Source organism: Sphingomonas sp. S2-65 (genome assembly GCF_021513175.1).
In the GTDB taxonomy this organism is placed as follows: Bacteria; Pseudomonadota; Alphaproteobacteria; order Sphingomonadales; family Sphingomonadaceae; genus Sphingomonas.
The window spans coordinates 1,298,018-1,323,717 of the sequence record NZ_CP090953.1; the positions used below are offsets into that span (position 1 = coordinate 1,298,018).

The 25,700-nt window shown below is 66.0% G+C and carries 32 protein-coding genes and 1 pseudogene; 25 read left to right on the plus strand and 8 right to left on the minus strand.

Translation table 11 applies throughout. The features are described 5' to 3' along the window. The first annotated feature begins 12 nt into the window (after positions 1–12). Complete coding sequence (locus tag LZ586_RS06065; protein WP_261346038.1) at positions 13–1,860, plus strand: methyl-accepting chemotaxis protein; 1,848 nt, start codon at positions 13–15, stop codon at positions 1,858–1,860. 273 nt (positions 1,861–2,133) lie between these two features. Further along, the gene (locus LZ586_RS06070; protein ID WP_235078766.1) at positions 2,134–3,510 is read left to right on the plus strand and encodes a methyl-accepting chemotaxis protein; all 1,377 of its coding nucleotides are present in this window, start codon (positions 2,134–2,136) and stop codon (positions 3,508–3,510) included. Positions 3,511–3,721: 211 nt separating this feature from the next. Here LZ586_RS06070 and flaF read toward each other — a convergent pair whose 3' ends face one another. Further along, entirely contained in the window at positions 3,722–4,081 is a 360-nt protein-coding gene (flaF, locus tag LZ586_RS06075) for a flagellar biosynthesis regulator FlaF (RefSeq protein WP_235078767.1), read from the minus strand. Between the two features lie 285 nt (positions 4,082–4,366). On the opposite strand from flaF, the pseudogene LZ586_RS06080 reads away from it, so the two are divergent. The 15 genes and pseudogenes from LZ586_RS06080 to LZ586_RS06150 form a co-directional block, all read left to right on the plus strand. After that, positions 4,367–4,768 (plus strand): annotated as a pseudogene (locus LZ586_RS06080) (HAD family hydrolase); the annotation flags it as partial. Next, positions 4,716–4,937 carry a hypothetical protein gene (locus LZ586_RS06085; RefSeq protein ID WP_235078769.1) on the plus strand — a complete coding sequence of 74 codons (222 nt, stop codon included), beginning with the start codon at positions 4,716–4,718 and terminating at the stop codon, positions 4,935–4,937. The pseudogene LZ586_RS06080 and the gene LZ586_RS06085, both read left to right, overlap by 53 nt. Positions 4,938–4,965: 28 nt before the next feature. Further along, positions 4,966–5,850, plus strand: a complete 885-nt coding sequence (motA, locus tag LZ586_RS06090; RefSeq protein ID WP_235078770.1) for a flagellar motor stator protein MotA — start codon at positions 4,966–4,968, stop codon at positions 5,848–5,850. Continuing rightward, positions 5,825–6,133: an STAS domain-containing protein gene (locus LZ586_RS06095; protein WP_235078771.1), complete on the plus strand. Its 309-nt coding sequence runs from the start codon at positions 5,825–5,827 to the stop codon at positions 6,131–6,133. Before motA ends, LZ586_RS06095 begins: the two co-directional genes overlap by 26 nt. Then, a complete protein-coding gene (locus LZ586_RS06100) occupies positions 6,130–6,495 on the plus strand; it encodes a response regulator (protein WP_231030500.1) in 366 nt (121 codons plus the stop codon). The genes LZ586_RS06095 and LZ586_RS06100 overlap by 4 nt, the downstream gene beginning before the upstream one ends. Continuing rightward, the gene (locus tag LZ586_RS06105) at positions 6,486–8,675 is read left to right on the plus strand and encodes a chemotaxis protein CheA (protein WP_235078772.1); all 2,190 of its coding nucleotides are present in this window, start codon (positions 6,486–6,488) and stop codon (positions 8,673–8,675) included. Before LZ586_RS06100 ends, LZ586_RS06105 begins: the two co-directional genes overlap by 10 nt. After that, positions 8,672–9,163 (plus strand): chemotaxis protein CheW, encoded by a 492-nt coding sequence (locus LZ586_RS06110; RefSeq protein WP_235078773.1) that lies wholly within the window; start codon positions 8,672–8,674, stop codon positions 9,161–9,163. Before LZ586_RS06105 ends, LZ586_RS06110 begins: the two co-directional genes overlap by 4 nt. Next, on the plus strand, positions 9,160–10,041 hold the full coding sequence (locus tag LZ586_RS06115) for a CheR family methyltransferase (protein ID WP_235078774.1): 882 nt from the start codon (positions 9,160–9,162) through the stop codon (positions 10,039–10,041). Before LZ586_RS06110 ends, LZ586_RS06115 begins: the two co-directional genes overlap by 4 nt. After that, positions 10,038–11,078: a protein-glutamate methylesterase/protein-glutamine glutaminase gene (locus LZ586_RS06120; RefSeq protein WP_235078775.1), complete on the plus strand. Its 1,041-nt coding sequence runs from the start codon at positions 10,038–10,040 to the stop codon at positions 11,076–11,078. Before LZ586_RS06115 ends, LZ586_RS06120 begins: the two co-directional genes overlap by 4 nt. Beyond that, positions 11,079–11,468 (plus strand): response regulator, encoded by a 390-nt coding sequence (locus tag LZ586_RS06125; RefSeq protein ID WP_235078776.1) that lies wholly within the window; start codon positions 11,079–11,081, stop codon positions 11,466–11,468. After that, complete coding sequence (locus LZ586_RS06130) at positions 11,468–11,992, plus strand: chemotaxis protein CheD (protein ID WP_235078777.1); 525 nt, start codon at positions 11,468–11,470, stop codon at positions 11,990–11,992. Before LZ586_RS06125 ends, LZ586_RS06130 begins: the two co-directional genes overlap by 1 nt. Then, entirely contained in the window at positions 11,992–12,327 is a 336-nt protein-coding gene (locus LZ586_RS06135; protein WP_235078778.1) for a hypothetical protein, read from the plus strand. Before LZ586_RS06130 ends, LZ586_RS06135 begins: the two co-directional genes overlap by 1 nt. Positions 12,328–12,330: 3 nt before the next feature. Next, complete coding sequence (locus tag LZ586_RS06140; protein WP_235078779.1) at positions 12,331–13,179, plus strand: flagellar motor protein MotB; 849 nt, start codon at positions 12,331–12,333, stop codon at positions 13,177–13,179. A gap of 8 nt (positions 13,180–13,187) precedes the next feature. Then, positions 13,188–13,625: a hypothetical protein gene (locus LZ586_RS06145; protein WP_235078780.1), complete on the plus strand. Its 438-nt coding sequence runs from the start codon at positions 13,188–13,190 to the stop codon at positions 13,623–13,625. Between the two features lie 29 nt (positions 13,626–13,654). Continuing rightward, entirely contained in the window at positions 13,655–14,290 is a 636-nt protein-coding gene (locus tag LZ586_RS06150; RefSeq protein ID WP_235078781.1) for a PilZ domain-containing protein, read from the plus strand. A gap of 219 nt (positions 14,291–14,509) precedes the next feature. Here the strand turns inward: LZ586_RS06150 and LZ586_RS06155 are convergent, their stop codons facing one another. The 4 genes from LZ586_RS06155 to LZ586_RS06170 form a co-directional block, all read right to left on the minus strand. After that, the gene (locus LZ586_RS06155; RefSeq protein WP_235078782.1) at positions 14,510–14,659 is read right to left on the minus strand and encodes a hypothetical protein; all 150 of its coding nucleotides are present in this window, start codon (positions 14,657–14,659) and stop codon (positions 14,510–14,512) included. Positions 14,660–14,818: 159 nt separating this feature from the next. Beyond that, positions 14,819–15,559: a flagellar type III secretion system pore protein FliP gene (fliP, locus tag LZ586_RS06160; RefSeq protein WP_235078783.1), complete on the minus strand. Its 741-nt coding sequence runs from the start codon at positions 15,557–15,559 to the stop codon at positions 14,819–14,821. Beyond that, entirely contained in the window at positions 15,552–16,127 is a 576-nt protein-coding gene (locus tag LZ586_RS06165) for a FliO/MopB family protein (RefSeq protein WP_235078784.1), read from the minus strand. The genes fliP and LZ586_RS06165 overlap by 8 nt, the downstream gene beginning before the upstream one ends. Further along, a complete protein-coding gene (locus LZ586_RS06170; protein ID WP_184086902.1) occupies positions 16,127–16,363 on the minus strand; it encodes a FliM/FliN family flagellar motor switch protein in 237 nt (78 codons plus the stop codon). Before LZ586_RS06170 ends, LZ586_RS06165 begins: the two co-directional genes overlap by 1 nt. Before the next feature lie 398 nt (positions 16,364–16,761). Here LZ586_RS06170 and flgC point away from each other — a divergent pair, with 398 nt between their 5' ends. From flgC to flhB, 5 genes are read left to right on the plus strand one after another with little or no spacing between them, the layout of a single operon-like run. Beyond that, the gene (flgC, locus tag LZ586_RS06175) at positions 16,762–17,169 is read left to right on the plus strand and encodes a flagellar basal body rod protein FlgC (protein ID WP_235078785.1); all 408 of its coding nucleotides are present in this window, start codon (positions 16,762–16,764) and stop codon (positions 17,167–17,169) included. Between the two features lie 27 nt (positions 17,170–17,196). Next, positions 17,197–17,520, plus strand: coding sequence for a flagellar hook-basal body complex protein FliE (locus LZ586_RS06180; protein WP_235078786.1), 324 nt, complete (start codon positions 17,197–17,199; stop codon positions 17,518–17,520). Further along, complete coding sequence (locus LZ586_RS06185) at positions 17,520–17,783, plus strand: flagellar biosynthetic protein FliQ (RefSeq protein WP_235078787.1); 264 nt, start codon at positions 17,520–17,522, stop codon at positions 17,781–17,783. Before LZ586_RS06180 ends, LZ586_RS06185 begins: the two co-directional genes overlap by 1 nt. Next, entirely contained in the window at positions 17,780–18,538 is a 759-nt protein-coding gene (gene fliR / locus LZ586_RS06190; RefSeq protein ID WP_235078788.1) for a flagellar biosynthetic protein FliR, read from the plus strand. Before LZ586_RS06185 ends, fliR begins: the two co-directional genes overlap by 4 nt. Next, positions 18,538–19,605 (plus strand): flagellar biosynthesis protein FlhB, encoded by a 1,068-nt coding sequence (gene flhB, locus LZ586_RS06195; protein WP_235078789.1) that lies wholly within the window; start codon positions 18,538–18,540, stop codon positions 19,603–19,605. Before fliR ends, flhB begins: the two co-directional genes overlap by 1 nt. Before the next feature lie 38 nt (positions 19,606–19,643). Here the strand turns inward: flhB and LZ586_RS06200 are convergent, their stop codons facing one another. Then, positions 19,644–20,066 carry a flagellar assembly protein FliX gene (locus LZ586_RS06200; protein ID WP_235078790.1) on the minus strand — a complete coding sequence of 141 codons (423 nt, stop codon included), beginning with the start codon at positions 20,064–20,066 and terminating at the stop codon, positions 19,644–19,646. 84 nt (positions 20,067–20,150) lie between these two features. Between LZ586_RS06200 and LZ586_RS06205 the strand changes: the two genes are divergently transcribed. Genes LZ586_RS06205 through LZ586_RS06215 form a run of 3 tightly spaced genes read left to right on the plus strand, consistent with a single transcriptional unit; the run spans position 20,151 to position 21,966 of the window. Further along, complete coding sequence (locus tag LZ586_RS06205; RefSeq protein WP_413777320.1) at positions 20,151–21,254, plus strand: flagellar basal body P-ring protein FlgI; 1,104 nt, start codon at positions 20,151–20,153, stop codon at positions 21,252–21,254. Further along, positions 21,254–21,544 (plus strand): rod-binding protein, encoded by a 291-nt coding sequence (locus LZ586_RS06210; RefSeq protein ID WP_235078791.1) that lies wholly within the window; start codon positions 21,254–21,256, stop codon positions 21,542–21,544. Before LZ586_RS06205 ends, LZ586_RS06210 begins: the two co-directional genes overlap by 1 nt. After that, positions 21,541–21,966 carry a flagellar protein FlgN gene (locus LZ586_RS06215; RefSeq protein WP_235078792.1) on the plus strand — a complete coding sequence of 142 codons (426 nt, stop codon included), beginning with the start codon at positions 21,541–21,543 and terminating at the stop codon, positions 21,964–21,966. The genes LZ586_RS06210 and LZ586_RS06215 overlap by 4 nt, the downstream gene beginning before the upstream one ends. Before the next feature lie 489 nt (positions 21,967–22,455). Here the strand turns inward: LZ586_RS06215 and LZ586_RS06220 are convergent, their stop codons facing one another. Beyond that, entirely contained in the window at positions 22,456–22,857 is a 402-nt protein-coding gene (locus LZ586_RS06220; RefSeq protein WP_235078793.1) for a flagellar basal body protein, read from the minus strand. A 4-nt stretch (positions 22,858–22,861) separates the two neighbouring features. Further along, the gene (locus LZ586_RS06225; protein ID WP_235078794.1) at positions 22,862–25,642 is read right to left on the minus strand and encodes an SBBP repeat-containing protein; all 2,781 of its coding nucleotides are present in this window, start codon (positions 25,640–25,642) and stop codon (positions 22,862–22,864) included. Positions 25,643–25,700: the final 58 nt, after the last annotated feature.

The following is a 25,700-nucleotide window of genomic DNA, read 5'->3' on the forward strand; positions in this document are numbered from 1 at the left end:
CTTGGAGTGGGGATGTTAAAGACGTTCAATAATTGGCGCTTGTCGAAAAAGATGATCGTTGCGTTCAGTGCGCTCGGTCTGGTCATGATGAGCATCGCGGGGGCAGGCATCTATGTGATGTCAGAACTGGGTTCCATCGCCACTCGCCATGTCGAGCGCGGCGTTGCAGGCACGGAAGCCCTCGGACAGATGATGTCGCATCTGCGCGAACATCGCATCATTGCCATTTCCCAAATCACCCCCTCGTCCGACGCGGATCGGCAGAAGTACGTCGATCGCTATGCTGCGAATAAGGAGGCCCTGAAGAAGGACATAGCCGCCTATGAGCCTCTCGCGGGTGACTTCGCGCCGAACCTGAGGAAGATCGAAGCAGACATCGCGGCGCTGGAAAGCGTCAACGAGCAGATCTTCAAGCTGACGCTTAACCAGGGCATGGCGGCGGCGCTTCCGTATTCGAAGGCGGAGGGCAAGGATGCTTCCAGCGCGGCGCTCAAGGACGTCGAAGACCTGGTAGAGCTTCATCGCGAACGATCGACAGCCGCCAACGAGGCGGGTCAGGCCTTCGCCTCCAAGGCATTTTGGACCGTGCTGGCGATTTCCGTGCTCGGGATCATCGCACTGGCCTTCATCTGGAAGCTGATCGCGAAGACGGTATCCGCACCGTTGGCCGAGCTGTCGAAGGCAACCTCCACACTTGCCGAGGGTGGTGAAGTCCAAGTCCCGCACCGCGACCGTGCGGACGAGCTCGGCGAAGTAGCGCAGGCGGTGGAGTTGTTCCGCCTCGCCGCGGTAAACCGCGCCGAGACGGATCGAAAGATGGCTGAAACTCAAAAGATCGTCACCTCGACACTGCGGGAGGGCTTGTCTGCGCTTAGCCAAGGTGACCTGACCGCTCAGATCCATGCCGACTATCCCGCAGATTATGCCGAGCTCAAGACCAACTTCAACGAAGCGCTTGCGAGCCTGCGCACGCTGATCGGCTCGGTCACCGAAAGCGCGGCGGCGATCCGCACCGGCTCGGGCGAGATCGCCCAGGCGTCGGAAGACCTGGCGCGCCGCACCGAAGCCAATGCCGCCAGCCTGGAGGAGACTTCGGCAGCGGTGACGCAGATGGACGGGCGCCTCAAGGCGACGGCGCAGGCTGCGACCCGCACCGTGGAGCGTGCCGACGGCGCGATCTCGACGGTGCAGGGCGGGCGCGGCATCGCCGACGAAGCGGTGCAGGCGATGGCGCGGGTCGCCGATGGCGCCAAGGGCATCGACAGCGTGATCGAGGGTCTCGACAAGATCGCCTTCCAGACGCGGGTGCTGGCGATGAACGCCGCGGTGGAAGCCGGGCGTGCCGGCGAGGCCGGGCGCGGTTTCGCGGTGGTCGCCGACCTGGTGTCGGCGCTGGCGATGCGTTCGGAAGAGGAAGCCGCGCGTGCCCGGGACCAGCTGACCGCCACCCAGACCGACATCGTCTCGGCGGTGGAAATGGTGCAAAAGGTCGACGGCGCGCTGGCCAACATCTCGGGCGATGTCGCCGAGGTACACAGCCTGCTGGCGCAGATGGCGACCGACAACCAGGCGCAGTCGACGGCGATCAGCCAGATCAGCGTGGCGATCGGGACGATGGACCAATCGACCCAGCAGAACGCGGCGATGGTCGAGCAGACCTCGGCCGCTGCGCGCAACCTGTCGAGCGAAGTATCGGCGCTGGCCGAACAGGCGGGCAAGTTCGAGACGGGCGGCGCCGCCGCGCCGAAGTCGTTCCGTCCTGCCGCGCCGCGTGTTCAGGCCAAGACCTATGTGTCCCCGATCAAGGCGCTTGCTGCGTCCGCCGAAGCTGCAGGCGCGGACGATTGGGCCTCTTTCTAAGCTCTGCTCTGTCGTGAGGCCGCCGCTGTGCGGCGGCCTGATCGACTGAACCGATCACCGCGATCGGCAAATTATTTCAGCCATGTTTCAATGCATTCAAGCGCTTGCGAAATATCAGCTTTTTCTCGGCCGACAGCCGCGGAGTGCCTGGCGCCGCTGTGGCCCGGCACGTTTTTGGAAACCCCTCTCCTATAATGCGACATCGGCTGCCCACCGGGCAAGTTGATCGAGGTTGCACGCCCGCAACGCCGGGCGAAATGAGGGTCCAAAAACATGCACTGGTTCGAAGCCAACGCTCCCATACGACAGAAGATGTTCGTCGCCTTCGCCACGATGATCGGCATCATGGCGCTCATTCTCGCGTCGAGTTTCTTCGGCTGGATCGGCCAAGCGGTCGGGGCGGGGCTGATCCTCGTGGCGATCTATCTCGGTGCCCGCTTTCGCGCTGCGGTGTGCGACCCGTATGTGACTACGGTAGTGCGCATGGAAGGCCTCGCCGCCGGCGACCTGGACAGCGCCATCCGCTATACCGACTATCAGGATTGCGTCGGCCGGTTGAGCCGCGGCATGCTGACCTTCCGCGACGCAGCGGTCGCGCAACGCCGATCGGGCGCCGAACAGGCGGAAGTGGTACGTATCCTGGGTGAAAGCCTTGCCCGGCTGACGCACGGCGATCTTACCGCCGACGTGACCGCCCAAGTTCCCCCTGCCTATGCCGAGCTGAAGGCCAACTTCAACGAAGCGATGACCAGCCTGCGCACCCTGATCGGTTCAGTGAGCGAGAGCGCGGACGCGATCCGCACCGGCTCGGGCGAGATCGCCCAGGCGTCGGAAGACCTGGCGCGCCGCACCGAAGCCAATGCCGCGAGCTTGGAGGAGACTTCGGCAGCGGTGACGCAGATGGACGGGCGCCTGAAGGCGACGGCGCAGGCCGCAACCCGCACTGTGGAGCGTGCCGACGGCGCGATCTCGACGGTGCAGGGCGGGCGCGGCATCGCCGACGAAGCGGTGCAGGCGATGGCGCGGGTCGCGGATGGCGCCAAGGGCATCGACAGCGTGATCGAGGGCCTCGACAAGATCGCCTTCCAGACGCGCGTGCTTGCGATGAACGCCGCGGTGGAAGCCGGGCGTGCCGGCGAGGCCGGGCGCGGCTTCGCGGTGGTTGCCGACCTGGTGTCGGCGCTGGCGATGCGCTCGGAAGAGGAAGCCGCGCGTGCCCGCGACCAGCTGACCGCGACTCAGACCGACATCGTCTCGGCGGTGGAGATGGTCCAGAAGGTCGATGGCGCACTGGCCAACATCTCGGGCGACGTCGCCGAGGTCCACAGCCTGCTGGCGCAGATGGCCAGCGACAACCAGGCGCAGTCGACCGCGATCAGCGAGATCAGCGTGGCGATCGGGACGATGGACCAGTCCACTCAGCAGAATGCGGCGATGGTCGAGCAGACCTCGGCCGCCGCGCGCAACCTGACTCAGGAAGTCGCGACGCTGGCCGATCAGGCGGGCAAGTTCGAGGTCGGCCAGAGCCGGCCTGCGCCCCGCTCCTTCACGCCGCATCAACCGCCGATCCGCGCGAAGAAGCGCTATGCTTCCCCGGTAGCACCGCTCGCCTCCGTCTCCGCCGCGCAGGATGACTGGGCCACGTTCTAGCTCCTGCCGGAGCCTGGCCGAGACAAGGGCGTCGCGAGCGATCGTGGCGCCCTTTTCATGTTCGGGCGGGATGCCGGCGTGGAGTAGCGGCGGCTGTCTCCGCTCGCCCGATTTAGCGTGGACGGGCTGTCTTATCGGTCGGCTCGGGCTCAAACATGAAAAGGGGCGCCGCGGTACTCCGCGACGCCCCGTTCCCGTTTCTTGCTAAGGATCAGGCCGCGAGGCGCTGGACCGCAAGCCCTTCCATCATGGTCCGGTTGAGCGAGATCAGCTCACCGATAGGCTCCCGGCCGGCGATCACGTCGCTGGTGAAGCGCTGGACCCATAGGCCAAGCGAGATGATCGATGCGCGCAGCTCGGCCGGCAGACCATTGCCGGGAGTGCCGCAATCGGTGACGAAGACGGACCACATCTCGCGGTTGCGATGAAGCGGCGCGGCCAAATGGGCTCCCGTGAGCCCCGCCGTTTCCGCATCCATCATTTCGCCGGTGATCTGGCTCAACAGGCGGTGCTCCGCCGCGCGCGGCATTTCAACGCGGCTCCGGGCCGCCTGATAGGCAGTGATGGTCATGCTGGCTCCTTTGATGACACCCCATTCTAGGACGAAATCACAGCTCGGGGTGTCTTCCCTCCGATAAGAATGATGCGTTCCTCCTAGAGCGGGCGCGCTCAGAGGGACCGATTTGCCCGACACCCTCCTCCCGCATGCGCTGCCCGAAGGCCTGGACGGGCGCGGTCCGCTCAAGATCCTGTCGCTGCTACCGCGAATTGCTGCCCAACGGCGCCGCTGCGGAGCATGCGCAGGCCCTTGCCCAAGAAGTAGAAAGCCTAGGCGGCGCACTGCTTCGCCTTCGCGCCCACCGTTGCACTGATGCGGGAAGCGAAGCGCCGCGGCGGACGCATCGTCATCGTCAGCAACACCTGTCCCAGCGAAGCGCAGTTGCGCGGCCTGATCGCCGCAGCCGCGGGCGAGAATTTTGCCGGCCTGGTCGACCGTCTGTTCTGCTCCTCGGTCTATGGCAAGTCCAAGCGAGAGGGCCTGTACGAGTTGGTGCTGAAGGAATTGGGAGTCCAGCCCGACGAGATCCTGCACATCGGCGACAATCCGGTTGCCGATGTCGGCGGGTCGCCCCGTTTGGGGTCCACGCCCTCCACTCAAGCAGTTGTCAGAGGCTACCGAGCAACGGCTGCGCCCGGAAGCGGCGGTGAGCACGATTCTGGCCAACTGCCGGTTCGACCTGCCGCTTCGTGCCGCTGATTTCGCCGCCCACAGCATCGCACTGCCGGTGCCGATCACCGATGGCCGCGCGGTGTCGCCAGGAACCATCGCCGCGACGCCGACGCACGATGGCTATTATGTCGCACGCGGCGTGATCAAATTGCGCGCCACCGCACCGGCCGGCGCCCAATCCTCCTATAATTTCTGAAACACCTCGGGAAAGAACAGAACTCGCCATGCTGAACGGCGTCGGTTTCATCATCATCCTCGTTTGCGTCTTCGGGAGCTTCATGATCTCGGGCGGCAAGTTCGCGATCATCATGCACGCGCTGCCGCACGAGCTCATGGCCATCGGCGGCGCGTCGATCGGCGCCTTCGTCGTGTCCAACTCGATGGGCACGGTCAAGAAGGCCGGTAAGGGACTCGTGCGCTCGTTCAAGGGCGGCAAGTGGAAAGCGCAGGACTATAAGGACCTGCTCACCATGATGTTTGGCGTGCTGTCGACCTTCAAGAAGGGCGGTGCCACTGCACTCGAGCCGCATCTCGATAAGCCCGAGGAGAGCTCGCTCTTCCAGCCCTACCCCCGGCTGCTCAAGGATCACCACCTGATCGAATTCACGTGCGACTATCTGCGCATGATGACGGTCAATTTCGAGGATCCGCACCAGCTCGAAGCCGCGATGGAAGCCGATATCGAAAAGCACCATCACGAGGAGGCGCATCCTCAGCATGCGCTCCAGATCATGGCCGACGGCCTTCCCGCGGTCGGGATCGTCGCCGCGGTGCTCGGCGTGATCAAGACGATGGGCTCGATCGACCAGCCGACCGAGATCCTTGGCGCCATGATCGGTGGCGCGCTCGTCGGCACCTTCCTTGGCATTCTTCTCAGCTACTGCCTCGTGGGTCCGCTTGCGGCGAAGTTGCTGGAAACGATCGAGGAGGACTCCAAGCCCTTCTTCATCGTGAAGACCGCAATCGTCGCTTACGCCCAGAACCAGCCGGTTCAGGTCGCCATCGAGATCGCCCGCCGCATGACGCCGTCGGTCTACGCACCGACCTTCCAGCAACTAGAAACTGCACTCGACGAGGCGAAAAATGGACTCACCCCTGCCACTGCATGACGGCGCGGTGCGCTTGCCCGCGCACGGCACCACCGTCACCGCGGACGATCTGCGCGTGGGCCTGGTCCTCGCTGCCGATCAGAACGACACCATCGAGGTCGATGCGTCGGACGTGGAAAGCGTCGGCCAGGCAGTGCTCCAGCTCCTCGTCGCGGCGCGTGCCGAAGCCTCTGCCAGCGGCCAGGGCTTTCGCATCGCCAACCCCAGCCAAGCTTTCGTCGAACGCGTGAAGAGCTGCCACTTGGCGCACGCGGTCGGCCTCGAATCCGGAGACGCCCTGTGAGCAAGTTGATCCTAACCGTCGATGACTCGGCGAGCATGCGCATGCTGCTCAAGACGTCGCTGACCGCCCAGGGCTACCGCATCGAAGCAGCCAATGACGGCCAGCACGGCCTGGAGCGCATGCATGAGGTCAAGCCGGATCTGCTGATCACCGACATCAACATGCCCAAGATGGACGGCTTCGAGCTGATCGAGGCGGTACGCGCCGAGAGTGAATTCCGCGGCACGCCGATCCTGGTCCTTTCGACCGAATTCTCCGACGAGAAGAAGCAGCGCGCCCGCTCGGCCGGCGCCACCGGCTGGATCACCAAGCCTTTCGAAGCCACCAAGCTGGGAGCGGCTATCCGCCGCGTATGCCCGTGAGCGACGAACTCGACGAAATCCAGGCGATCTTCTTCGAAGAATGCACTGAAGGGCTCGTTACCGCCGAGCAGGGCCTTTCGGCCATGCAAGGCGGCGACGTGTCGGCAGAAACCATCGCCGGCGTGTTCCGCGCGGTGCACTCGATCAAGGGTGGCGCCGGCGCCTTCGGCCATGCCGACCTGACCGCCTTCGCCCACAAGTTCGAGAACGTCCTGGACGAGGTCCGTGGCGGCAAGATCGCCCCGACGCCCGCCGTCGTGAAGGTCATGCTCAGCTCCTTCGACGTCCTGTCGGACCATGTCGAGGCTGCCAAGGGTCTGGCCGGCCGTCCCAACGACGCCGCCGCGCTCGCGGCGCTGGAAAAGGTGCTGAACGAACGTGGCGCCGGCGATGCCGCTGCTGCGCCCGCTCCTACCCCCGCCCCGGCGCCACCGGCGGCCGAAGAGGATGATTTCGGCTTCACGCCCGTCGCCTTCTCGCTCGACGATTTCGACGCGCCTGCCGGCGCTGCGGCCGACGGCGCGTGGACGATCCGGTTCAAGCCGTCCCAGGCCGCGCTGGCCAATGCCGGCGAGCCGCTGCTGATCATCCGCGAGCTCGAAACGCTTGGCGCCACTGTCGAGGGCGTGGACGTCTCCACCGTGCCTCCCTTGCGCGAACTTGACCCCGAGAACGCGTATTTCACCTGGACGCTCAGCATGCCTGCCGACGTTCCGGAGAACGACATCCGCGACTGCTTCGATTTCGTCGCGCCGGATTCGCTGATCGAGATCGAGCGCGCACGCACGGAGCCCGCTGCCGACCCTTTTGACTTCGCGCCCGTCCCGGCTCCCGCTGCCGAGGCGGACGAGATGGGCTTTGTGCCCGTCTCCGCGCTGATCGAGGATTTCGACGCGAACATCGGCCAGGTCGTCCAGGCGATCGCCAATGCGGGCACCGCGCTGGCCACCGCGCCAGCGGCCGCCCCTGCCGAAACCGCTGCGGCGCCCAAGGCCGTCGAAGCCGCGCAGACGATTCGCGTCGACCTCGCCAAGCTCGACCTGCTGCTCAACCTGGTCGGCGAGCTCGTCATCCGCAACTCGATCCTGGCCGACCGGCTCTCGCCCGCCGACCGCCAGCGGGTCGAGCTGCCCGAACTCGCCCGGCTGACGCGCCAGATCCAGGACAATGTCATGTCGCTGCGCGCGCAGCCGATCAAGCAGGCCTTCAGCCGCGTGCCGCGCATGCTGCGCGACCTCTCGGTCGAGACCGGCAAGACGATCAACCTGGAGACTACCGGCGAGACCACCGAAGTCGACAAGGGCGTGATCGAGAAGATCGGCGATCCCCTCACGCACATGATCCGCAACGCTGCGGATCACGGGCTGGAAAGCGCCGAGGAACGCATCGCCGCTGGCAAGGACCCGGCCGGCACGATCAAGCTGTCGGCCGAGCAGAAGGGCGCCCGCATCTTCGTTCGCGTCCAGGACAATGGCCGCGGCATCAACCGCGAGCGGGTCCGCGCCAAGGCCGTCGAGAAGGGCATCATCAGCGCCGACGCCCAGCTGTCGAACGAAGAGATCGACCAGCTGATCTGCGCGCCCGGCTTTTCGACCGCGGAGACCATTTCGAACATTTCAGGGCGCGGCGTCGGAATGGACGTGGTGCGCTCGAACGTCGAGGCGCTCGGCGGCCGTATCGAGATCACCTCGGTTCCCGGCGAAGGCACCACCTTCACCATGGTCCTGCCGCTCACGCTCGCGATCCTGGACGGCATGATCGTCCGCCTAGCCGGCCAGCGCTTCGTGCTGCCGCTCACGCATGTGCTCGAGACCGTTCAGCCGGAGACCGGCCAGGTCAAGCGCACTTCGCCCGACACCGAAGTGATCGACATGCGCGGCGAATATGTGCCGGTTAAGCGTGCCGTCGACATCTTCGGCCTCAACGACGACCGCGCCATCGAGGAATCGCTGGTGGTGATCGTCGAGAGCGAAGCCTCGGGCAAGGTCGGGCTGGTGGTCGATACGATCGATGACCGCCGCGAAGTGGTGATCAAGAGCCTCGACCAGAACCTGCACCCGATCCGCGGCCTGGGCGGCGCCACCATCCTGGGCGACGGCTCGATCGCGCTGATCCTCGATATCGAGGCGCTCGTCGCCGCCCCCGCCACTCGCTTCACGCCCAAAGGACTGGCCGCATGACCACCGAAACCGCCAACACCGATTGCAAGATCGTCACCTTCATCCTGGGCAACCAGACCTTCGGGATCGACATGACGGCGCTGATCGAGATCCGGGAGTGGGAGAACCCCACCCCGCTGCCCAACGTGCCGAGCTTCATCAAGGGCGTCACCAATTTGCGCGGCAACGTGATCCCGGTCGTCGGCCTCGCCGAGCGGCTGGGCTGGGAGCCAAGCGCGATCCACGCCCGCTCGTGCATCCTGGTGGTCAACATCCTGGGCAAGCAGGCCGGCTTCCTGGTCGACGAAGTCAACGACATCGTCGCGATCAACCGCTCGGAGATCCAGCCGGCGCCGGAAGTCGAGACGATCGAGCCCAGCGTCATCGACGGCCTGGTCCGCATCACCACCCGCGCCAAGGACGGCACTCGGGACGAGAATGGCACCATGGTACTGCTGCTCGATCTCGACGCGCTCAGCCTCACCCGTCACCTGGATCTCGCAGCGTGAGCCCCGCCGGCAGCGCCGGTCTGGCGCTCGCCGGCTCCTCCGGCAGCGCAGCGCATAACGCGGAGCTGACTCCGCGTGATTTCGCCGCCATCGCTGCGATCATGCACAGCGATGCGCGGATCGAGCTGATCCCGGCCAAGACCACGCTGGTGCAGTCGCGCTTGGCGCGTCGCCTGCGCGAGCATGGCCTGGCCCGCTTCGCCGATTATGTCGCGATGGTGCAGTCCGACCCTGAGGAACGGCACGCAATGGTGGTGGCCCTGACCACCAACCACACCCACTTCTTTCGCGAACCGCATCATTTCGATCATTTCCGCGAGACCGTCCTGCCGGCGCTCAAGCGCAAGCAGGGTCCGATCCGGATCTGGTCGGCAGGCTGCTCGTCGGGGGAGGAAGTCTACACCATCGCCATGTGCCTGCTGGGCAAGGACCGCACGTCGGCATCCTGGCTGCGCAACGCCGATGTGCGCCTGCTCGCGACCGACATCGCCCCGCATGTGGTGGAATCGGTCAAGCAGGGTTTTTACGCCGAAAACATCGCCGCGGGTGTGCCAGAACCTTATCGCAGCGCCTGGATGCGTCCCGCGCAGGGCGGCTTCGTCATGGCCGACGAGGCGCGCCAGTTGGTTACCGCGCGCGTGCTCAACCTGTTCCAGCCCTGGCCGCTCAAAGCCGCGTACGACGTGATCTTCTGCCGCAACGTCATGATCTATTTCGGCGACCCCGCGAAGGAAGAGCTCGAAGAGCGCTTCGTCAACCAGCTTGCGCCCGGCGGCCACCTCTATATCGGCCATTCCGAACGCTTGATCGGCGCAGCCGCGGCCCAGATGAAGTCGTGTGGCCACACCATCTACTTGAAGCCGGAGGCGCGCGGATGAGGCCTGTCCGTACGCTGATCGTCGACGACAGCGCCTCGATGCGCGCGACGCTGAAGCGCATGCTGTCCGCCGACCCGGAGATCGAAGTCGTCGGCGCGGCAAACGATCCTTTCGCGGCGCGCGACATGATCAAGACGCTGCACCCCGACGTGCTGACGCTCGACGTCGAGATGCCGGGCATGGACGGCCTGTCGTTCCTGGAACGCATCATGCGCCTGCGGCCGATGCCGGTGGTGATGTGCTCGACGCTTACCGCGCGCGGCGCGGAAGTCACGATTGAGGCGCTGCGCCTGGGCGCCGTCGACTACGTCACCAAGCCGAGCGGCACGCCCGAGGACATCGAGCGCGACGCCGGCCTGTTGTGCGAGAAGGTCAAGAACGCCGCGCGCTCGGTGGTTCGCTCGACGCCCCAGCGCGTTGCCGACCAGCCTGCCCTGGCCGGTGGCGCGGCTGGCAAGCTGATCGCGATCGGCTCGTCGACCGGCGGCGTGGAAGCGCTGTTCTCGCTGCTTCCGGCGCTGCCCGCCGATTGCCCGCCGGTGCTGATCGTCCAGCACATGCCGGCCAGCTTCACGCGAAGCTTCGCCGACCGGTTGAACGGAGAATGTCGGGTCCACGTCACCGAAGCGTCTCATGGGGCGCAGGTGCAGCCGGGAACCGTCTATATTGCTCCAGGAGGGGAAACCCACATGGAACTGGCCGGGGGTGTCGCCGGACGCATCATGCTGCGGCGCGGCGACACGGTGACGGGGCATCGCCCCTCGGTGGATGTGCTGTTCCGCTCCGCGGTGCCTCTGGGCTCCGCAGCGGTCGGGGTGATCCTGACCGGAATGGGCGGGGACGGCGCCGAAGGGTTGTTGGCCATGCGCCGCGCGGGTGCGCGCACGCTGGGCCAGAGCCGCGACACCTGCGTCGTGTGGGGCATGCCCCGCGCGGCCAAGGAACTTGGCGCGGTGGAGAAGGAAGTTGGTCTGTCTGGCATGCCTGAGGCGATCCTCAAGGCGTGCCGCGAAACGAGTAGAGTTGGGAGCGCGTAAATGCCTGCTGCTGCAGCAATCAAGGTGATGGTCGTGGACGACCAGACCAGTATGCGTGCGATGATCCGTCGCGCATTGCAGGACCTGGGCTTCAAGGACGTGCGCGACAAGGGCGGTGCCGTGGAGGCGCTGGAATCGATCAAGACCGATCGGGTGCACCTGGTCATCTCGGACTTCAACATGCCCGAGATGGACGGCCTCCAGTTCCTGGAAGCGGTGCGCAAGGACCCGGTGATCGGCAAGACCGTGTTCATCATGCTCACCGGCTCTGCCGACAAGGAGATCGTCCAGAAGGCCGCGGCGCTGGGCGTGAACAACTATGTGGTGAAGCCCTTCGCCCCCGCCGCCCTGAAGGAAAAGATCGAGCGCGTGTTCGGCGAGCTCACCTGATGCGCCGCGTGTCGATCGTCCAGGGTGAGAATGCGATCGTCGCGGAGCCCGAGGTCATGGTCTCCACCCTTTTGGGCAGCTGCGTGGCCGCATGCCTCTATGATCCGGTCGCCAAGGTAGGGGGGATGAACCACTTCCTGCTGGGCGAACCGGGCGCCGACCACCATGTCGGCGCGAACGAGATGTCGCGCTACGGCGTGCATGCGATGGAATTGCTGATCAACGGGATGATGGCCCGTGGCGCGCTGCGCAGCCGGCTGCGCGCGCACCTGTATGGCGGCGCGAACATCGTCTCGGGCCTCGGCCCGATCGGCTCGTCCAATGCCGCCTTCGCCCGCCGTTTCATGGCGGACGAAGGCATCGAGATCGCCCACAGCGACCTTGGCGGCACGTCGGCGCGCAAGATCGAGTTCCTGCCGCACGAAGGGCGCAGCCGCTGCACGAAGGTGGCCGACATGGTTCCCGAACGTCCCCCTGCCCCGCTTCCCCTCCCCGCCGATACCGGCGAACTGGAGCTGTTCTGATGTCCTGCGTAACCCTCTCCGAAAAGCCGGAATCGGCCGATGCACCCGCCGCTGCCGATCCCTATTCGGCCGCGCTGCATTCGGTGATGGCCGGCGAGTTGCGTGAGATGGGCGCCATGCTGGAACGCCTGGCCGAGGTGCTCATCTCCGACGAGCACGTCGCCGCGACCTATCTCGAGCAGCTCCAGTCGTTCGATTACCTGATCCAGCACGCCGACGAGTGCGCGAACCTGCTGGAGCGGATCGCCGCCGGCGAGGATTCGCGGACAGCGATCGGCCATGTCCGCCTGGCCGAGGTACAGGACCGCCTGCGCGCGGCCATGAAGGGGAAGTAAGCCATGCCCGCTCCCGGCGCCAATCAACGCCCGATCATCATCATCAAGAAGGTCAAGAAGGTTGCCGGTGGCCACCACGGCGGCGCCTGGAAAGTCGCCTATGCCGACTTCGTGACTGCGATGATGGCCTTCTTCATGCTCCTCTGGCTGATCTCCAACCCGGACAAGGCGCGGCTGAAGGGCCTTGCCGAATATTTCTCGCCGAGCGTCGGCGAGGGTACGCCGTCCCCGCCGGTGATGGGCTCGGCGGAGGGACAGGGCGGCGCGTCGCGCAACAACACTGCCGAGGCGACCAAGGCGAAGGGGGCCACCACCACCACCGCGTCGACCGCCGGATCGGCGCGCGGCGGCACTGCGAACGTGCCCGCTTCGCTGCGGGTGGTCGCGTCCGAGCTTCAGGTCGCGCTCGAAACGTCATCGCAGGACCAGGGCAAGAACACCCAGATCGAATCGTCTCCCGACGGGCTGCGCATCACGCTGATGGACACCGACAAACAGTCGATGTTCCGATCCAACACCGCCGAGCTCAATCCGTTCGCCCGCTCGCTGCTGGCCAAGGTCGCCGACAAGCTCGCGACTTCGGGCGCGCAGATCGGCATCGAGGGCCATACCGATGGCGCCGGTGGCCAGAGCGACGCCAATTGGCGCCTGTCGGGCGACCGCGCGCTTGCCGCCAGGACGGCATTGGTCGCGCTTGGCATCACGCCGGATCGCTTCGCCGAAGTGGTGGCGATGGGCGCGACCAAGCCGGTCTATCCCGACCAGCCGAACCGCCCCGAGAACCGCCGCATCACCGTCGTCCTGAAGGCGGAGGCATCCTCGCTTCCGTCCGACAGCAGCTTCCAGTTCTGAGGCCGGCCATGAAGAAGCTCTTATTCTACCTCGCCACGCTTCTCGCCGGCCTGGGTGCCGGCGGCGGCGCCGCCTATGCCACTGTCAGCATCATGGGGCCCGCCACGCCCGGCCATGCCGGGGCTGACGACACCCCGCCCAGCTTCGTCGACGGCGGCACGGTGCTGGCCCCGCTGGTGTTCGCGGACGGACGCCTGTCGAACTATGTGAAGTTCCAGATCCAGATCCAGGTGCCGCAGGACAAGACGGAATTCGTCACTTCGCGCTTGCCGCTGCTGCTCCACGCGATCAACATGCGGACCTTCCGCACGCCGATGGCGGCCGGGCCCGACGGCCAGCTGCCCGACGTCGAGGCGTTCCGGAAGGTGGTGATGGCGGCGGCGCCCGAGGCGTTCGGCGCCGGTGTCGTGAGTAAGGTGGCGATCACCGCGGCAACGCCCGCGTGAAAGCCCGGTTCGAGTAAGGAGTACCAGTCGTGAGAGCCGACATCCCCCCGCAGGACATGGAAGCCGCCGCCGATCACGCGGCGCCGATGGAGCGGGCCGAGCGCATCGTCACGACCCTGCTGATCGGCAAGCTGCTCTCCGCCAATGGCCCCGAGCATCTCTGCCGGATCCGCAATATCTCGACCACCGGCATGCTGATCGAAACCCATCGTCCGCTGGGCTTCGGCGCCTGGGTAGCGGTGGAGCTGCGCAGCGGCGAAAAGCTGCAGGGCACCGTCGCATGGTGCGGCACCGGCCGCGCCGGGGTCCAGTTCGTCACTCCGATCGAAGTCGACCGCATCCTCGCCGAGGCCAAGCAGAGCGCCACCGTGCGCGTGCGCAACCAGCCGCGCGCGCCGCGCTTCGACGTGCGCTGCCCGGCGAGCATCAGCAGCAACGGCCGCTATATCGACGTGGTGCTCGAGAATGTGTCCCAGAGCGGCGCCCGCATCGCCATGGCCCGCCCGCCCAAGCGCGACACCGAAGTCATCCTCTCGGTTCCCGGCCTGCCCAGCCGCCGCTGCACGACCCGCTGGAGCGACGATGCCGCGGCCGGCTTGCTGTTCCTGGAAGTCATTCCCTATCACGAGCTCGACGCCTGGCTCGATCACGTCGAAGTGAACTGACTCAATCCTCCCCGGAACGGGAAGGGGGACCAAAGGGGCGGGCCGCGCAAGCGGCTCGCCCTTTTTATGTTCTCTCCCTCCCCTGCAAGGGAGGGGTTGGGGGTGGGTGCGAGCGCAGCGAGCTCCGCCAGCGCGATAGAAGGAAAGGCCGAGGCATCGAGCCCCGGCCTTTCCTACACCCACCCCTTGCTCCCCTCCCTTTCAGGGAGGGGAGAAGCATCAAAACCGCAAGCGCTGGCCCTGTTCGGGGATCACGAAGCGCACGCCCAGGTCGTTGCCGGCGTGCAACTCGGAGAGGATCTGCCGCTGCGGCTGCGTATCGCCTAGCGCGTATTGGATGTGCGCGACGACGATCGGCATGCGCAGCATGGTGGAGGGGTATCCACACGCGCATACCCTTGAGGTGAGCCCCCTCCACCACGCCCTTCGGGCGCGGTCCCCCTCCCCGTGCCGGGGAGGATTGAAGAAAAGGAAAACCCCGCCGCATCGCGACGGGGTTTCCGTATCTCCAGGCTCGTGCAGATCGCGCTAGGTCGCGAAGCTCTTGACCAGCGACCCTGCCACCAGCGCCCAGCCATCGACCAGCACGAAGAAGATGATCTTCATCGGCAGCGATATCGTCGGCGGCGGCAGCATCATCATGCCCATCGCCATCAGCACCGCCGACACCGCCAGGTCGATCACCAGGAACGGCAGCAGCAACAGGAAACCGATTTCGAACGCGCGGCGCAGCTCGGAGATCATGAATGCCGGTGCCAGCGTGGTCAGCGGCGTCGCGGCGCGGTTGGCGATCGGTTTGCCCGCCATGTCGGCGAACAGCTTCAGATCGGCGTCGCGCACCTGCCCCAGCATGAACTGGCGGAACGGCTCGGTGGTCCGCTCGAACGCTTGCGTCTCGGTGATCTGGTTCTTGGTATAAGGGTCCACGCCCTGGCTCCACGCCTTTTCGAAGGTGGGCGCCATGACGAAGAAGGACAGGAACAGCGCCAGGCTGATGATCACCGGGTTGGGGGGTACGCCCTGCGCGCCGATGCCGGTGCGCAGCAGCGACAGCGCCACGACCATGCGCGTGAAGCTGGTGACCGTCATCAGCAGGCCTGGAGCCAGGCTGAGCACGGTGAGCATCAGCACCAGCTGGATCGCCTTGGCCGACATCGCGCCGTCCGCGCCTGCGGCTCCGCCCAGATTGATGGTGGCGCCCTGCGCCTGCGCGTGTGCCACCACTGGCAGCATCACGAGCAGCGCGGCCGCCCCAAGCAGCTTACGCATTCAGCGCCTCGCGCACCGCGCGGCGGTTCCACCGGGCGGTGTCGCGCGGACGGCGGGTGCGCTTGGCGGCAGGATTGGCGGCTTCGGCCTTGGCCTTGCGGCGCTCCGAAAGGTCGACGATCTCGGCCTGCTCCGCGGCAGGTGCCTCGACCATGACATTGTCCTGCTCGGTGTCGAGCGGGGCTTCTGCAGCTTCTTCCTCGGCAGCCTTGGGCAGCTTGATCAACTTGGCGAAATTGGCGGCGAACGCCGGCAGCTCGGGCATGGTGACCTTGACCGGCTCGGGCGCGGGCATGGCTGGCGGGGCGATGATGCCGGTCTCCAGCGTGGCGCTGCCTTCGGGGCCGATCAGCACCAGATGCTCGTGCCCATCGCGGCGGATCAGCGCCACCGAACGCTTCGGATCCAGGCTCAACCGCTCGACCAGCTCGACACGCTTGCGGCCCGTGGTGGAAACGCGGCCCGGCAGCTTGATGTCGTAGCGCTTCACCATCCACAGCGCGCCCGCGAGCATGCCCAGGACCATGCCCAGCGCGCCCAGCGTGCGCAGCATCGACAGAATATCCATCAGTGGCGCTGCTTCTTCACGAGGTCGGAAATCTCCAGCGACATCTGGTCGCCGTCGACCAGGATGCGCCCGGTGGCGACGAGCTCACCATTGACATAGACAAGGCTCGGATCGTCCTGCCCGCAATCCAGCGCGATCATCGCGCCGCGGCTCATCTGCAGGATCTGCCGGATCGGCACTTCGGCCGAGCCGAGCACGATCGACAGGTCCACCATAATTCCATCGAGTACGGACATGCGCTCACCTTTCCCGAACTTTATAGGAAGGAATTTCCGGGGTCCGGGCGGCGGGGCGGCAAAATTTGCCTAGGGTGTTTTGCGGGGGGCGGGCGTCGCGACTTAAGTGCTCGCGGAAAGGCTCCTCCGTCCCGCTTCGCGCGCCACCTCCCCAGCCATGCGGAGAAGAAATGCGTCTACTCCATACCTCCACCGCAAAGCGGGGGAGAGAGACCGCGTCCGAAGGACGTGGTGGAGGGGGCGCCGCGGCTCCATCCCAGCGGCTGCCTCACTCCTGCAGCGCCGAACAACCCTTCCCGTACAACCCCGGAGGACCTTTTTTCCGCCCATCCACCCACCCCCCGGCAATTCTTGCCTACAATGGGGAAAAGGCCGCTCATGGCCCTGGAGCTACGTACATGGACTTGAAGGCTTCGCTCGGTGTCTCCGCTTCCGGCCTGCGTGCGCAGTCGCTGCGGATGCGTGTCATCGCGGAGAACCTGGCCAACCAGGACTCGGTCGCGCAGACCCCTGGCGGCGACCCGTATCGCCGCCGCGTCGCCAGCTTTTCTGCCCAGGTCGATCGCGCAACCGGTGCCACCGGGGTCAAGGTCAACTCGATCCAGAACGACAAGTCCGACTTCACGCGCGTCTATCAGCCCGGCCACCCGGCTGCGGACGCCGAAGGCTATGTGCTCAAGCCCAACGTCAACTCGCTGGTCGAGACCGCCGACATGAAGGCGGCACAGCGCAGCTACGAAGCCAATCTGAATGCCATCGAGGCCGCAAAGAGCCTGACGATGCGCACCATCGACCTTCTCAAGTAACACCTCCTTTCCAAAGGAACATTCTACATGTCCATCGGCGCACTCGATGCGGCGTCGGCCTATGGCCGCGTCCAAGGCCTGGGCTCTGCCCTCGGCTCCTCCTCTGCTCCCAAGGTCGGCGGCAGCGACGCCGGCGGCGGCTTCGGCTCCATGGTTGAAAGCCTGGTTACCGGCACCGCGCAGCAGATGCGCACTGCCGAGCATGCGTCCGCGATGCAGGTTGCCGGCAAGGGCGACCTGATCGACGTCGTGACTGCGATCGGCGCCGCCGAGACCGCGCTCGACACGATGGTGGCGGTGCGCGACCGTGTGGTCGGCGCCTATACCGATATCATGCGCATGCAGATCTGATGGCGCCCTCGCAGGTCATCGAACTCGCCGAGGCGACGCTCATGCTGGTGCTCACCGTGGTGGGCCCGCTGCTGCTGACGTCGCTGATCGTCGGCGTCTTCATCGGCCTGTTCCAGGCACTCACGCAGATTCAGGAAACCACCCTCACCTTCGTTCCAAAGCTGATGGCGATGGGCCTGGTCTTCCTCCTGATGCTCCCCACCATGGGTCAGGCGCTGAACGGCTTCATGCTGAAGGTCAGCGACTTGATCATCACCGGATGATCATGCCCGCCGACCTGGAGCTTCAGGTCACTGCCTTCCTCATCGTGTTCGCGCGCGTGGGCGCCGTGCTGATGCTGCTGCCAGTGTTCGGCGAGGATGCCATCCCCGGCCGTATCCGGCTGATGATCGCCTTCGCCATGTCGGCGGCGCTCTACGGCATGCTGGGCGGGCCCGCGCGTGCGCTGGTGGAAGGTGGAGCGGTGCTGCCCGCAGTGCTCGTCACCGAATTGATGACGGGCCTGGCGATGGGGATGATCGTCAAGATCCTGTTCTACGCCATCTCGATGGCCGGCTCGATCATCAGCCTTCAGATCGGCTTCACCTCGGCGGTCATCTTCGATCCTTCGCAGAGCGGCCAGGTGCCGATCCTCTCCAAGATGGCGACCATGGCCGCGGTGCTGGTGTGCATGGCCCTCCAGGTGCATCACCTCTGGCTGGGTGCGATCATCCATAGCTACCAGAGCTTCCCGGTCGGCGGCTTGCCGCCGATGCACGATTTCGCCCAGCTGGCGGTGGCCGCGGTCGGCCGCTCGATGACGCTGGCGATCAGCCTCGCCGCGCCCTTTCTGGTCTATGGCATCATCTTCAACGTCGCGCTCGGCCTTGCCGCGCGCGTCGCACCGGCGATCCAGGTGTTCTTCATCGCTCAGCCGCTAAACCTGCTGCTCGGCCTTAGCCTGCTGGCGGCGACGATCGGCACCATCCTCACTGTCTTCGCCCAGTCGATGGGCGACGCCATGCAAGCGAGCTGGTGATGGCCGGCGGTAGCGACGACGAGGACAAGACACACGATCCTACAGACAAGAAGCTGGAGGACGCCCGCAAGAAGGGCGATGTGCCGATGGCGCCGGAGATGCGCCACGCGACGATGTTCGTCGCGATGCTGGTCGTCATGGGCGGCATGGGCACCTACACGCTGCAGCTGATGGGCGGTGTGTTCGTGCGGCTATGGGGCAGCGCCGAGGATTTCCGCATGGATCCGGCGGGTGCTCAGAGCGTGGTCACCGGCCTGATGAGCGCAGTCGCCTCGGCGATGCTGCCGATCATGGGCGCGCTGGTCGGACTCGCGCTGCTCGGCGGCGTGCTCCAGGGCCGGCCGATGATTTCGTGGAGCCGGGTCAAGCCGAAATGGTCAAAGCTCAACCCCGCCAGCGGTCTCACCCGCATGTTCGGCAAGCAGTCGCTGATGGAATTCGCCAAGACGCTGGCCAAGCTGTGCCTGGTGGCCGGCATCGCCGCGACGATCGCCTGGCCCCATGCCTCAAGCATCGACCGGCTGGTCGGCGCCGACCTGAACTCGGTGGGTGCGGCGATCAACGACATCGTCGACGCCATGCTGCGCCCGATCGCCATGCTGGTGGGTGCGCTGGCCCTGTTCGACTTCGTCTGGCAGCGCCGCTCGTTCATGAAGCGCATGAAGATGTCGCTTCAGGAGATCAAGGACGAGTATAAGCAGTCTGAAGGCGACCCCAAGATCAAGGGCAAGATCCGCCAGCTCCAGATGAAGCGCTCGCGCAGCCGGATGATGGCCAACGTGCCCAAGGCGAGCGTCGTGATCACAAACCCGACGCACTACGCCATCGCGCTCCAGTACGACCACGGCGCCATGGCCGCACCGGTGGTGGTGGCGATGGGCGTCGACGCGCTGGCGCTCAAGATCCGCGAAATCGCCGGCACGCACAACATCCCGCTGGTCGAGAACCGCCCCCTCGCCCGCGCGCTCTACGCCAGCGCCGAGATCGACCAGCCGATCCCGGTCGAGCATTACGCCGCGGTGGCGGAAGTGATCAGCTATGTGCTGCGGATTTCCAAGAAGAACTGAAAACTCCTCCCCGGTAGGGCGAGAAGTTTAAAACGGCCTCAAGCCTCGACGTCGTACTTGGCGAGCTCCACCCGCACGCGCAGGTCGATCTCCGCCATGATCTGCGCCAGCACCGGTTCGTCGGGCGTGTCGAGCGTCTGCGACCACTGCGCGATCTCGCGCAGCCGCTCGACGCTTGGCGTACCCACCAGCACTTCCTTGTGCAGGTGATCGAGCATCTCGACCCCGCGCTCCGCCTGCGCGGCGAGCCGGCGGCGGCGGTCCATCATTGGGTCGGCGGCGGCCAGCGTCACCAGCATCGCCACGCTGGGCACGGGATTGGTGACATTGGCCTGCTGCGGCGGCAGCGGCGCGGCGGCCGGCGCCTTCTCTTCGCGCGTCACCGAGAAGCTCTCCGCAGCCTTCGGCAGCGCAGCCAGCAGGCTGTGCGCCATCAGCGATGGGATGTTCTCGATCCGCACGAAATACAGGTCCTTGGAGCCCTATCGGCCCACTCTTGTCCTATAAGAAGATTACGGAAGTTTTTCCACTTTCCGAGGGGATTCATGAAGCGTCTGGCCGCACCGTTCCTGCTCCTGATGGCGACCGCCGGCTTCGTGCCGCACGCGGCCGCGCAGACGCGGATCAAGGACATCGTCGACGTCGAGAACGTCCGGGAGAACCAATTGGTCGGCTATGGCCTGGTCGTGGGCCTCGCCGGCACCGGCGACCGCATGCGCAACACGCCCTTCACCGAGGAATCGATGCAGGCGATGCTCGAGCGCATGGGCGTCAACGTCCGCGGTACCGACATGAAGACGCAGAACGTCGCCGCCGTGTCGATCACCGCCACCATGCCGCCCTTCGCGCGCTCGGGTTCGCGGATCGACGTGCAGGTCGCGGCGCTCGGCGACGCCACCAGCCTTCAGGGCGGCACGCTGATCGCCTCGTCGCTCCGCGCGCTCGACGGTGAGATCTATGCCGTCGCGCAGGGCAATGTCGCCGTCTCCGGCTTCAAGGGTCAGGGCGCGGCCGCCAGCGTCAGCCGCGGCGTCACCACCTCGGCCCGCATCGCCGGCGGCGGTATCATCGAGCGCGAGGTGCCTTATGCCCTCGCCTCGGCCACCAGCCTCAAGCTCGCGCTCAAGAACCCGGATTTCGCCACCGCCAGCCGCATCGCCGGCGCGATCAACGGCCGCTTCGGCGGCACCGCCAAGGTGCTCGATCCCGGCACGGTCGAAGTAGCGCCTGGCGGCGGCTTCTCCGGCAACGTCATCGAACTCGTCACCCAGGTCGGCGACCTGCCGATCAAGGTCGACCAGCCCGCCCGCGTCGTCATCAACGAAGCCTCGGGCACCGTGGTGATGAACAGCGAAGTCAAGATCAGCCCCGTGGCCATTGCCCAGGGCGGCCTGACCATCACCGTCACCGAAACGCCGCAAGTCTCGCAGCCCGGCCCCTTGTCCAACGGCCAGACCACGGTGGTGCCGCGCACCCAGGTCCAGGTCGACGACGGCAGCGGCGCCAGCCTGGCGATGGTCAACGGCGCCTCGCTCCAGTCGCTGGTCAGCGGGCTCAACACGCTGGGCGTATCGCCGCGCGACCTGATCACCATCCTTCAGGCGATCAAGACGTCGGGCGCGCTCCAAGCCGAGATCGAGGTACAGTGATGAACGACCTTTCCCCCCTTTCGGCCAATGCGGCACCGGCCAAGCCGCTGCCCAAGGTCGATCCCAAGAACCAGAAGACCGCGCAGGACTTCGAGGCCGTGTTCCTCGGCCAGATGACGCAGCTGATGATGTCCAGCGTCCAGCAGGACGGAGACTTTAACGGCGGCGCCGGCGAAGAAATGTTCCGCGGCATCCTGGCCGAAAAGCTCGGCACCGAAATCGCCAAGCGCGGCGGCATCGGCCTCGCCCCCGTCGTTATCGACCAGATTATCCAGCTTCAGGGAAAATGATGACCGATCACCTGCTCGACGCCATGGTTTCGCTCACTTCTCTGATGGAGGAGGAGAGCGAGCAGCTGGTCCGTTCACCCTATCTTCCGGCACTGTCCGAAATCGCCAACGCCAAGCTGCGCCTCACCGGCCGCATCGAGGCCGAGGTCGCACGACTGAAGCGCGGCAACCAGAATTGGATGGCGGCCCTGGACGAGGAAGCGCGCGCGCAGCTCGCCGACGTCACCCGCCACCTTCTCGACGCGTCGGAGGTCAACCAGAAGATCCTGTCGCGCCAGATCGAGCTGTCGTCGGATATGATGGCGGCCATCGCCACCGAGGCCAAGCGGCTGACCGGTACCCGCAACATGACATACGGCGCGTGCGGCGGCATGGGCGGCATGGACGCCCCCGCCCCGATCTCGATCAACGCGCGGCTGTAAGCGCGCCGCCAGCTCGAAGAAGAAGCCCCGCCCTCACCCGAGGTGCGGGGCTTTTCGATTCTTCGCGATCCGGAAAACGGCAAATCCCTCGTCATCCCGGCCTTGAGCCGGGATCCCGCTTCTTCTGCTGATGGGAAGCAGCGGGACCCCGGCTCAAGGCCGGGGCGACGAAGAAGGATATGGGAGCCGGTTCCCCGGCAGAGGCAGGCTCCAGCTCGGCCAAGATAGCAGTCGCCACCTCAAGGCTGAGCCCGTCGCCAGGAAACAAGTGGATCGTGCCGGGAAAAGGATCGTCTCGGGGGCAACGCAGCCCCCGGTAGACCGGGCGGCAAAGAGGGATCGGCCGCCCGGCCGAAGTCCCGTAAAGTGCGACCCTCGGGGCTCTGACACCCATGTGGGGCCGCTTACCGCGTTCGGGAACTACGCACTTTTCCTGACTAGTCCCAGAAAGGGGCAGGTCCAGGCGCGGCACGATCGCCGCGCCGCGCGTCAGCGGCCGCCGATCGCCGACTTCATCATCTGCATCTGCTTGCGATACAGGTTGGTCATCGCGGTGAAGTCCGCCTGGACCTCGCCCATCTTGAGCAGTTGGTCTTCCAGCGTGACGTTGTTGCCGTCGGGCTTGGTCTCGCTGATGTCCTTGTCGAAGATCACGCCGGCGCTGACCGGCTGCACCGCGCCAAGGCTCTTCATCCGCCCGGTCAGCTCGACCTGGGGCTTCTGGATCATGCCACTGCCGCCGACCAGCCCGGCGAAATTGGGTTGCTCGACCTCGCGCGCCTTGTAGCCCGGGGTTTCGCTGTTCGCGATGTTAGTCGCGATCACGCGCTGGCGATCGGACAGGTTCTGCATGCGTTCGCGGATCCCCGCGAGGATGGGCGGCGTGTTCATGCGCTCAGAATCCGATCGTGCTGGATGTGTTGGACGAGAGACGGTCGAGCGCAGCCTGGTAGTTCGCGAGCTGCGCGTTCTCCCGGGAAGTCGAGCCCCCGCCGGTGATGGGCTTCTTGACGCCATCGACCATCGTGGCCTTAGCGTCGTCCCAATAAAGCGAGCGATAGGCGGTCTGGCTCATCGAGATCGCGGAGGTTATCTTGCCGAGCGCAACCTTGGCGGAGTCGAGCGTCGACAGGTTCAGCGCGGCACTCAGGTCCAGGCCGAAATTGCCGCCGGGGCGGACCTTCGGCGCATCGCTGGAAACCGTCGCCTGCTTGGCGATACGCTGCGGATCGATGCCCAGCTTCGCCAGTGCGTCCTGGTCGGCCGAGCCGGCGATCAGCTCCAGCTCATGGCCCGCCTTCATGGCGATGCGCAGCTGCTGCGTGCCGTTCACGGTGACGGCGGTGACCGTGCCCTTGGATGCTCCGACGACGCCCTGCATCCGCGTGGCGATCGACTTCAGCGTGTCGCCGGCCTGGATCTCGACGCGGCGAAGCGCACCATCGTCGGCGCGGATCGAGAAATAGTCGCCGGGGTGCAGCGTCGTCTGGGTAGTGACCTTTTCGGAGGCCGTGGCGTTGATCGTGCCCCGAGGGAGGCCCAGCGCCGAGAGCGCGCTGCCGCCGCCGACGTCGGCGGCGATCCGCACCGGCTCGGTACGGATCAACGACTGACCGAACTGCTTGGTGCTCGCGATCGTGCCGGTGTCGATGTCGATCCGCGCCACGAAGCCGTCGGTGGAGCCGACCCGCTTCGCCGCGAGGTCGCCAGTGGTGCGGCCGCCGGCATAAAGATCGCCGTTCAGAAAGGCGATGCTGTCGACCTGATCGTCGGCCGCCGTGCCCAAATAGGTGACGCTGGCGCTGCCGAGCGCGCCATCGATGCGCGCGACGAAGCCGTCGCGGCCCTCGCTCTTGCCGTTGACCTGCGTGCCCGAAAGCGCAGCGCTGGCGGCGCCACCCACGGCGATGCTGCCGTCGTCCGCCACTGCGATCGCCCGCACATCGGCGGTGCCCAGGCTGATGCTGCCCAGGCTGGTCGAAAGTGCCTGCGCGTCCAGCTTCAGGACCGATGCCTTGCCGCTCTGCGACATGACGGCCAGGACATTGCCGTCCTTGCCGATCGCCAGCGCGTTGATCGAGTCCGCACCGGCGGCGGCGATCGTACGGCGATCCGCGATCTTGCCGCCCGCGTCGATCCGCGCGACGAAGGCATCGCCCCCGTTCGCGGCGCTCCGCCCACCGACATAGACCGACCCGTCCGCCCCCACTGCTACCGCTTTGGCGGCGTCAGCGCCGGCCGACCGGATGACGGTCGAGAATTGCTCGTCGCCGTTTGCCGCGTATTTTGCCACGACCATGTTGGCGTCGGCCGAGTTGATGCCGTCGAAACTGCCGGTGACGGACCCCGCGACTGCGATGCTGCCATCGGCGCCGACCGAGACTGCCGCACCGGTCGAGGAGCCGCCGGCCCCCAGGCTACGCTGCCAGACGACCTTCCCGGTGCTGTCCATCTTGGTCAGATAAAGGTTGTTGTCTCCATCGGAGAGGTTCGCACCCAGGTCGCCGCTGGTGGTACCGACAACATAGCTGTTGCCTTGGCTGTCGGTCGCGACCGCCGCCGCGTCGGTGCTGGCATAGGCGTTGCTGGTCTTGGTTTCGGTCGTGGTGACCTTGCCGTTCGAATCCTTGGTTGCCGTGGTGATCGTGGTCGTCTTGCCGGCAAGCACGTTCTGCTGGGTCTTCTGGCGGTCCAGCGCCGAAATGGTGCTCATCGCAACCTGGGTGCTGTCGCCCGCCGGATCGTTCAGGCGGAAGACGCGCGCCGCGGTCGGCGCATCGAGCGGGGTCTGGCCCGTCGCGATCACCAGCGAGTCCTTCGCGCCGACCTGCTCCATGCTCACCTTTTCGGTGCTGAGCGGAGTCTTGAGCGCGATGGCCCATTTGCCGTCGGCGTTCTTCTCGGCCTCGAAATGCGCCGACCAGCGGGTTTCCACCTCGCCATCGGCATCGGTCATCGGCGTGCCGTCGGGATTGTAGATGATCGACGCCTTGATCGCCGAGTTCAGCTGATCGACCACCGAGTTGATGGTCGGCGGCTGCGTCCCCTGGCTCAGATCGACCGTGAAGGTCTCGTTCTGGGTACCGCGCGCGATCGATATTTTGAACTGCTCCTGGCCGGCCAGGCCAGGAACCGCGTCGGAGCGCTGCTTGACGATCCCCTTCCCCACGGTCTCGTACGGCTTGGCGGCGGCCAGCTTGGTGGAGTTGGCCGTTGTTGCGTTCTTGCCGAACGACAGGTTGACCTGGTCCGACGGCGCGCTGGTCAGATAGCCCTGCAGATCCGCCAGACCCTTGGCAAACGCCTTTTCATATTGGCCGCGCAGGGCGTCCGACGCCGTCTTGGCAGTGGCGGCCTCGGCCAGCACCCGCAGCTTGTCGAGCGCCTTGTAGGCCGTGAAGCTGGTGGCGACATCGCCGGTCAGGAGCGTGCCCAGGCTGTCGGCGCTGGATTTCTCGATGATGGTGCGCGAAGCGAGGATGGCGCTGAGTTGAGTCGAGGGGGAGCGGCTGCTGGCCGGGTCCTTCCACGGCGGCGTGGTCGCCACTTGGGTGAACAAAGCCTTGGCGGTGCGGACGGCCTTGCTGTCGTAGCTGATCGGCGAAAAGCTGCTGAACGAGTTGGATCCGGTGAGCAGGCTCAGCCCAACCAGACTTCCCGATAAATTAACCGACATCGCGACCCCGCATCACCATCACCCTCCTATAATAGAGGGACATGTGCGCCGCCGTGTG

What these genes read in the sequence shown, in the direction of transcription:
- fliP (WP_235078783.1), bottom strand. Translation starts at nt 15,559, where the DNA reads ATGCGTAAGCTGCTTGGGGCGGCCGCGCTGCTCGTGATGCTGCCAGTG.
- LZ586_RS06205 (WP_413777320.1), top strand. Translation starts at nt 20,151, where the DNA reads ATGAAGCGTCTGGCCGCACCGTTCCTGCTCCTGATGGCGACCGCCGGC.
- LZ586_RS06125 (WP_235078776.1), top strand. Translation starts at nt 11,079, where the DNA reads ATGCCTGCTGCTGCAGCAATCAAGGTGATGGTCGTGGACGACCAGACC.
- LZ586_RS06070 (WP_235078766.1), top strand. Translation starts at nt 2,134, where the DNA reads ATGCACTGGTTCGAAGCCAACGCTCCCATACGACAGAAGATGTTCGTC.
- LZ586_RS06135 (WP_235078778.1), top strand. Translation starts at nt 11,992, where the DNA reads ATGTCCTGCGTAACCCTCTCCGAAAAGCCGGAATCGGCCGATGCACCC.
- LZ586_RS06105 (WP_235078772.1), top strand. Translation starts at nt 6,486, where the DNA reads ATGCCCGTGAGCGACGAACTCGACGAAATCCAGGCGATCTTCTTCGAA.
- LZ586_RS06140 (WP_235078779.1), top strand. Translation starts at nt 12,331, where the DNA reads ATGCCCGCTCCCGGCGCCAATCAACGCCCGATCATCATCATCAAGAAG.
- LZ586_RS06120 (WP_235078775.1), top strand. Translation starts at nt 10,038, where the DNA reads ATGAGGCCTGTCCGTACGCTGATCGTCGACGACAGCGCCTCGATGCGC.
- LZ586_RS06225 (WP_235078794.1), bottom strand. Translation starts at nt 25,642, where the DNA reads ATGTCGGTTAATTTATCGGGAAGTCTGGTTGGGCTGAGCCTGCTCACC.
- motA (WP_235078770.1), top strand. Translation starts at nt 4,966, where the DNA reads ATGCTGAACGGCGTCGGTTTCATCATCATCCTCGTTTGCGTCTTCGGG.
- flgC (WP_235078785.1), top strand. Translation starts at nt 16,762, where the DNA reads ATGGACTTGAAGGCTTCGCTCGGTGTCTCCGCTTCCGGCCTGCGTGCG.
- LZ586_RS06215 (WP_235078792.1), top strand. Translation starts at nt 21,541, where the DNA reads ATGATGACCGATCACCTGCTCGACGCCATGGTTTCGCTCACTTCTCTG.
- LZ586_RS06210 (WP_235078791.1), top strand. Translation starts at nt 21,254, where the DNA reads ATGAACGACCTTTCCCCCCTTTCGGCCAATGCGGCACCGGCCAAGCCG.
- LZ586_RS06130 (WP_235078777.1), top strand. Translation starts at nt 11,468, where the DNA reads ATGCGCCGCGTGTCGATCGTCCAGGGTGAGAATGCGATCGTCGCGGAG.
- LZ586_RS06165 (WP_235078784.1), bottom strand. Translation starts at nt 16,127, where the DNA reads ATGGATATTCTGTCGATGCTGCGCACGCTGGGCGCGCTGGGCATGGTC.
- fliR (WP_235078788.1), top strand. Translation starts at nt 17,780, where the DNA reads ATGATCATGCCCGCCGACCTGGAGCTTCAGGTCACTGCCTTCCTCATC.
- LZ586_RS06065 (WP_261346038.1), top strand. Translation starts at nt 13, where the DNA reads ATGTTAAAGACGTTCAATAATTGGCGCTTGTCGAAAAAGATGATCGTT.
- LZ586_RS06095 (WP_235078771.1), top strand. Translation starts at nt 5,825, where the DNA reads ATGGACTCACCCCTGCCACTGCATGACGGCGCGGTGCGCTTGCCCGCG.
- LZ586_RS06155 (WP_235078782.1), bottom strand. Translation starts at nt 14,659, where the DNA reads ATGCTGCGCATGCCGATCGTCGTCGCGCACATCCAATACGCGCTAGGC.
- LZ586_RS06220 (WP_235078793.1), bottom strand. Translation starts at nt 22,857, where the DNA reads ATGAACACGCCGCCCATCCTCGCGGGGATCCGCGAACGCATGCAGAAC.
- LZ586_RS06110 (WP_235078773.1), top strand. Translation starts at nt 8,672, where the DNA reads ATGACCACCGAAACCGCCAACACCGATTGCAAGATCGTCACCTTCATC.
- LZ586_RS06185 (WP_235078787.1), top strand. Translation starts at nt 17,520, where the DNA reads ATGGCGCCCTCGCAGGTCATCGAACTCGCCGAGGCGACGCTCATGCTG.
- flaF (WP_235078767.1), bottom strand. Translation starts at nt 4,081, where the DNA reads ATGACCATCACTGCCTATCAGGCGGCCCGGAGCCGCGTTGAAATGCCG.
- LZ586_RS06180 (WP_235078786.1), top strand. Translation starts at nt 17,197, where the DNA reads ATGTCCATCGGCGCACTCGATGCGGCGTCGGCCTATGGCCGCGTCCAA.
- LZ586_RS06170 (WP_184086902.1), bottom strand. Translation starts at nt 16,363, where the DNA reads ATGTCCGTACTCGATGGAATTATGGTGGACCTGTCGATCGTGCTCGGC.
- LZ586_RS06145 (WP_235078780.1), top strand. Translation starts at nt 13,188, where the DNA reads ATGAAGAAGCTCTTATTCTACCTCGCCACGCTTCTCGCCGGCCTGGGT.
- flhB (WP_235078789.1), top strand. Translation starts at nt 18,538, where the DNA reads ATGGCCGGCGGTAGCGACGACGAGGACAAGACACACGATCCTACAGAC.